The following is a 4383-nucleotide window of genomic DNA, read 5'->3' on the forward strand; positions in this document are numbered from 1 at the left end:
ACTCTGTGGTTCCAACACCTTCGGTAAAGATCCTGACTCATGTACTGAGAGGGATTCATGTTCCTAAAGCAGTCTTCAGAAATTATCAAGACTTGGACAGTCGTATCGAATATCTCATTACCTCATAACATGTCCGATACCATCTACTTGGATAGCCTTTGATACCTAAAATTAAGATTTCTTTCTTTTTTTCTTCTGATTCGACACCGGTTTGGTTAGAGAAAATCCGGATGATTTTAAATCTCTGACATCCACGGTGTGAGAATTATCACCCGAAGAAATTGCGGGAGTAATGAACCGGAAGAACTCACTGGTGAACTGTTCGTAGCTGAATCCCTCAGCTTCGATCACGAGTTTCCATTTGTGTTCCATGGAGAGGATATTCATAAAAGATATCATAAGATACATCGAGGTCAGGAATGGATCGAGATCGGCTCGGATTGTCCCGTCATCAATTCCTTCCTGGATCGCATCCCGTAGGATCATCCGACAGGTACCATATCCCTCTCCAATCTCTGCGGTACATGGATTTTCCCTGGAAAACCGTTCAGACCCGTAAAAGTGGATCATTCGAAGATAATCCGGGTATTCCTGTGAAAACTGGTAATAGGCCTGTCCCATCAGGGCCACTTTGGTAATCCCGGGAACTTGTTTTTCCATACACTTCACGTATTTTTCTTTCAGGATCTGAACACCGCGGAGAACGATAGTGGCGAAAAGAGTCTCCTTATTTTTAAAATAAAGGTAGATAGTAGCCTTATTCAGTTCGACCTCCCGTGCGATGTCATCCATGGAAACATCTTCAAAACCCCGGGAAAAAAAGAGACACTCAGCTGCATCGATGATCCCGGTCTTTCGCTGTTCTTTCTCTCGTTGTCTTCTATCGGCGATTCCCATTTTTCACCATCCGACTCATCTTCATATCATAACTGGTTGTTTGATCTCATACTTCCCGCCGGATCCAGGCCTCGATGAGTGATCGGGTGATACTTGTCTTCGAGGGAAAAGGGGGCAGGGAATCACGGGTAAACCAGCCGGCGGCTTCGATCTCCAGGTTGTCTATCCGAATCTCTCCTCCGGCATGGTCCGCTACAAAGCCGATCATGAGTGAATCGGGAAACGGCCAGGGCTCGCTCCCGAAGTACCGAAGGTTTCGTACCGTAATGCCTACTTCCTCGTCGACTTCGCGGTGGACGGTCTGTTCAAGGTTCTCACCTGGTTCATTGAAACCGGCAATGACCGAAAAAAACCCAAGTGGGGAGTTGGGGGAACGGGCAAGCAGGACCTCCTCTCCTTTTTTGATCAGCACGATGATTGCGGGGGAGATTCGGGGGTAGGTGATGCGGCTGCAAGCTGTGCAGATTCGTGCCCGTTCGGTCGTGAGCGGTCTGGTTTGTGCACCGCACCTGCCGCAGAAAGTGTTTGAGCGGTCAAAATCAAGAATTCGCACGGCATACGAGGCAATGGCCATGTCGTTGTCCGGAACCTTTCCTGATAATTCCCTGACCGGTGATGACCTCCAGCCCTCCGGCAGCATGGCTCCTACCGGGATCTCGGCAGCATAGTAGAAAAGGTCTTCCCTAGTGCCTAGGTACACCGGCTCACTACATGTCAGACCAGTGGGGAGAGGGCTTTGTATGAGAACGGTACCTGGTGTTGGGTCATGCAGGAATAACACGGAACTGTTCTGGACCAGGATCCACCGTTTTTGTCCAGACGATGGTTCCTCCGGTTCAGGGTAGATGGGGAGGAGGGGGCGGACTGTGTAAAACGGGTGGTGTTCCATTAGTTCTCCTCAAGAGGAATGTGTGAAGATCTCCTCATTGTCATCATAATCATACTCATGATAGATAGTATTCAGGCGTCTTTGGTTCGTGATACAATGTACTTAAACGTAGCGAAGCCTCATGAACCATGCCCGGTTTCATTGTTCTGGCATGTTTCGGACAGTTTTTGATACATGCACAACACGTGATACATGTTTCCTGATTGATCACCGAACTATTTTGTCGATCAACAGCACCTACCGGACATCCTTCTGCGCAAACACCGCATTGAATGCATCGATCATTGACTTCAATGAAATCAACCTTCCATAATGTAGAATCTCCCCGATACGGATACATGCCAGGAACCATTACTTCAGATAGTTCAGAGACTGATGAAACAGATTGTAATCTTTCGCGAATTTTGCGTCCAAATTCTTCTGCATGTTGTAAATCATCATCATTTGGACGACCTTCGGCAATGGGTGTATCAGCATTTGAGAATGAGTGTTCTCCAACATATGCTCCACCAGCAATGGGAATCCCACCACACTTCATGACGATATTTTTGAGTTCGAGTAATGCATCCTCATATACTCGGTTGCCATAGAGAACGACACAGACCGTAGGAGTATTATGAGCCTGAATTTCATTCAGCCATTCAGTTATGAGTGCCGGCACTCTTCCCATGTATACGGGAACTCCAATAACAAGCAATTCATCTTCAGAAGTGTGTAATGGTTCTTTTCTCGCTTCAGGTGTGGTAATATCGAGCAATTCCACGTTGCCGTGATTTGTTCCTCGTGCAATACCCTGAAGAACTGCTTTTGTTGTTCCCGTTGGTGAGAAACAGACCAATTTAACTGATTCTATGTTCATTCACTTAGCTCCCTCAATTTCGTGTGATTCATCCCTTCCCTATGGGGGGATTTTCTCTGGATATACCTGGAGAATGTGTCACTAGATTGATCTTTCTCCCAGTTATATTATAACTGCTGGTTATTTAATAACTCACCATTATGATGAACATTCTCTAGTGTTGGGTAAATCAGATAATCCCGTTGAACTCTGGTAGGTGATGTATAGGTACCACGAAAAAAGGTGAAGATTTTTTAGCCCGGTGATTTATGCGTTCTGAAAACGGTGATTATGTATTATTCTTTGTTTTCCTGACTCATCCATGCCTTCCTGGATTTGATAAATCCCTGAGGTTCTGGTGTCTGGCCGATGAATTGGATAATTCTGTCTGCTGCCTCTTCTGGTATCACGGTTCCCGTATCAAGAGTGATATCATAGGTAAAATATGGGTTATACACCTCATCATACAATCCTGCTGCAAGCCCTACCAGCCGGTCTCCACGCTCCTGCTCCCGTCTGATTACTACATCCTTTGAAGGTTTCACACCGATGAAGTAGACTTTTTCATGGGAAAGTATCTCAAAGAACGGAGTTATCCTGTTTTTGTCAAATAGTACCTCATCCACGATGATCCCATATCCCTGTTCAGAGAGCATTTTGTAGAACTGTACTGCAGTCTGATATACCGGGTACATATACGAGGAAACCTTCATTCTGATAATCTGGTGCCCATCCTGTTCACTGGTGGTTACCTGAATTGCCTGCTCATCATATGGGGGATAATCGCATTTCTCAGGAAAGGCGGTCTGCACCATGGTATCGAGTCCGTATAATAGGAGGACGCCCGGGTATTTCTTCTGTAACTGCTTTGCTATCGTAGTTTTCCCGGATGATGAGGTGCCGTTTAGTAATATGATCATGGATCTGAGGTCATCACTTCTCCTATAAATGTCATCTCCGGGCGTTCTCCTCCCGGTGGGGACATGATTTGATCTCTTTATTCAGAGAAAAAAAGTTGAAGATATCTCTTCAATACGTTTACTCACTATTTGTTGGAGACACGATAGAGATTGTCCCTGCAATCAAAGCAAGATTTTCTACTCCTGCCGTTGCTGAATCAATATTGTTGTACATTCCCGTCACGATCATTACTTTTTCATCAGTGCTCAGGATATAGATTCCATCAATTTCATCCCCACTAGTACCATAATCCACAATTCCCCCATCACTAAGGTAATTTGGTTCAGTTCCATTGATTGGAGATATATTCGCTCCCAGCATAAAGTTGTCAAGGTACAGTTTTGAGTTTTTGTCGTTTAATTTCTCTCCAATCTCATTATCAATGACGATAATTGAGATGAGCGAGTTTGGATCTGTTTGGTTAACAAAACTTGTCACTACACCAATTGGAGAATCTATGGTGTTATTTGTATATCCGGGGGGTACCATAACCGTATAATTGGTACTCGAGGTACTGTTAATCAACGATTCATTGACCTCAATCTGTTTCCATCCGGTAAAATCTATCGCAGATACTACTGATGCTGATAGAATTATCAATCCTAAAATCACTACAAATTGCAATTTATTCATTCTTCCCTCCACTAAGCAAATCAATAGTCTATCTATTAGATAAAAATTGTATCGACTTGATTTCAAGATGTTTAATTAATAATAACAAAATTATAACCTCAACTGGATGAAGCGTTTTATTCGCACCAGCTTCCTGTAAAGGTGACGAAAAAAGATATGATGATAG

General features: G+C 44.2%; 5 protein-coding genes. All 5 read right to left on the bottom strand.

All coding sequences use genetic code 11. The features are described from left to right. Positions 1–171: 171 nt before the first annotated feature. The 5 genes from LUQ50_RS13950 to LUQ50_RS13970 all read right to left on the bottom strand — a co-directional run bounded on the left by LUQ50_RS13950 (position 172) and on the right by LUQ50_RS13970 (position 4217). Positions 172–897, bottom strand: coding sequence for a TetR/AcrR family transcriptional regulator (locus LUQ50_RS13950; RefSeq protein ID WP_300040704.1), 726 nt, complete (start codon positions 895–897; stop codon positions 172–174). 46 nt (positions 898–943) lie between these two features. Then, positions 944–1786 carry an NAD(+) diphosphatase gene (nudC, locus tag LUQ50_RS13955; RefSeq protein WP_300040706.1) on the bottom strand — a complete coding sequence of 281 codons (843 nt, stop codon included), beginning with the start codon at positions 1784–1786 and terminating at the stop codon, positions 944–946. A gap of 55 nt (positions 1787–1841) precedes the next feature. Further along, positions 1842–2645, bottom strand: coding sequence for an EFR1 family ferrodoxin (locus LUQ50_RS13960; RefSeq protein WP_300040708.1), 804 nt, complete (start codon positions 2643–2645; stop codon positions 1842–1844). 275 nt (positions 2646–2920) lie between these two features. Then, entirely contained in the window at positions 2921–3544 is a 624-nt protein-coding gene (locus LUQ50_RS13965; RefSeq protein WP_300040710.1) for an AAA family ATPase, read from the bottom strand. Positions 3545–3662: 118 nt separating this feature from the next. After that, a complete protein-coding gene (locus tag LUQ50_RS13970; RefSeq protein ID WP_300040712.1) occupies positions 3663–4217 on the bottom strand; it encodes a hypothetical protein in 555 nt (184 codons plus the stop codon). Positions 4218–4383 lie beyond the last annotated feature (166 nt).

Origin of the sequence: Methanospirillum sp. (assembly GCF_028679455.1) — an archaeon.
Taxonomy (GTDB): Archaea; Halobacteriota; Methanomicrobia; order Methanomicrobiales; family Methanospirillaceae; genus Methanospirillum.

Bases quoted from the DNA above. Each gene is read 5' to 3' on its own strand.
- LUQ50_RS13965 (WP_300040710.1), bottom strand. From the start codon at position 3,544: ATGATCATATTACTAAACGGCACCTCATCATCCGGGAAAACTACGATA.
- nudC (WP_300040706.1), bottom strand. From the start codon at position 1,786: ATGGAACACCACCCGTTTTACACAGTCCGCCCCCTCCTCCCCATCTAC.
- LUQ50_RS13970 (WP_300040712.1), bottom strand. From the start codon at position 4,217: ATGAATAAATTGCAATTTGTAGTGATTTTAGGATTGATAATTCTATCA.
- LUQ50_RS13950 (WP_300040704.1), bottom strand. From the start codon at position 897: ATGGGAATCGCCGATAGAAGACAACGAGAGAAAGAACAGCGAAAGACC.
- LUQ50_RS13960 (WP_300040708.1), bottom strand. From the start codon at position 2,645: ATGAACATAGAATCAGTTAAATTGGTCTGTTTCTCACCAACGGGAACA.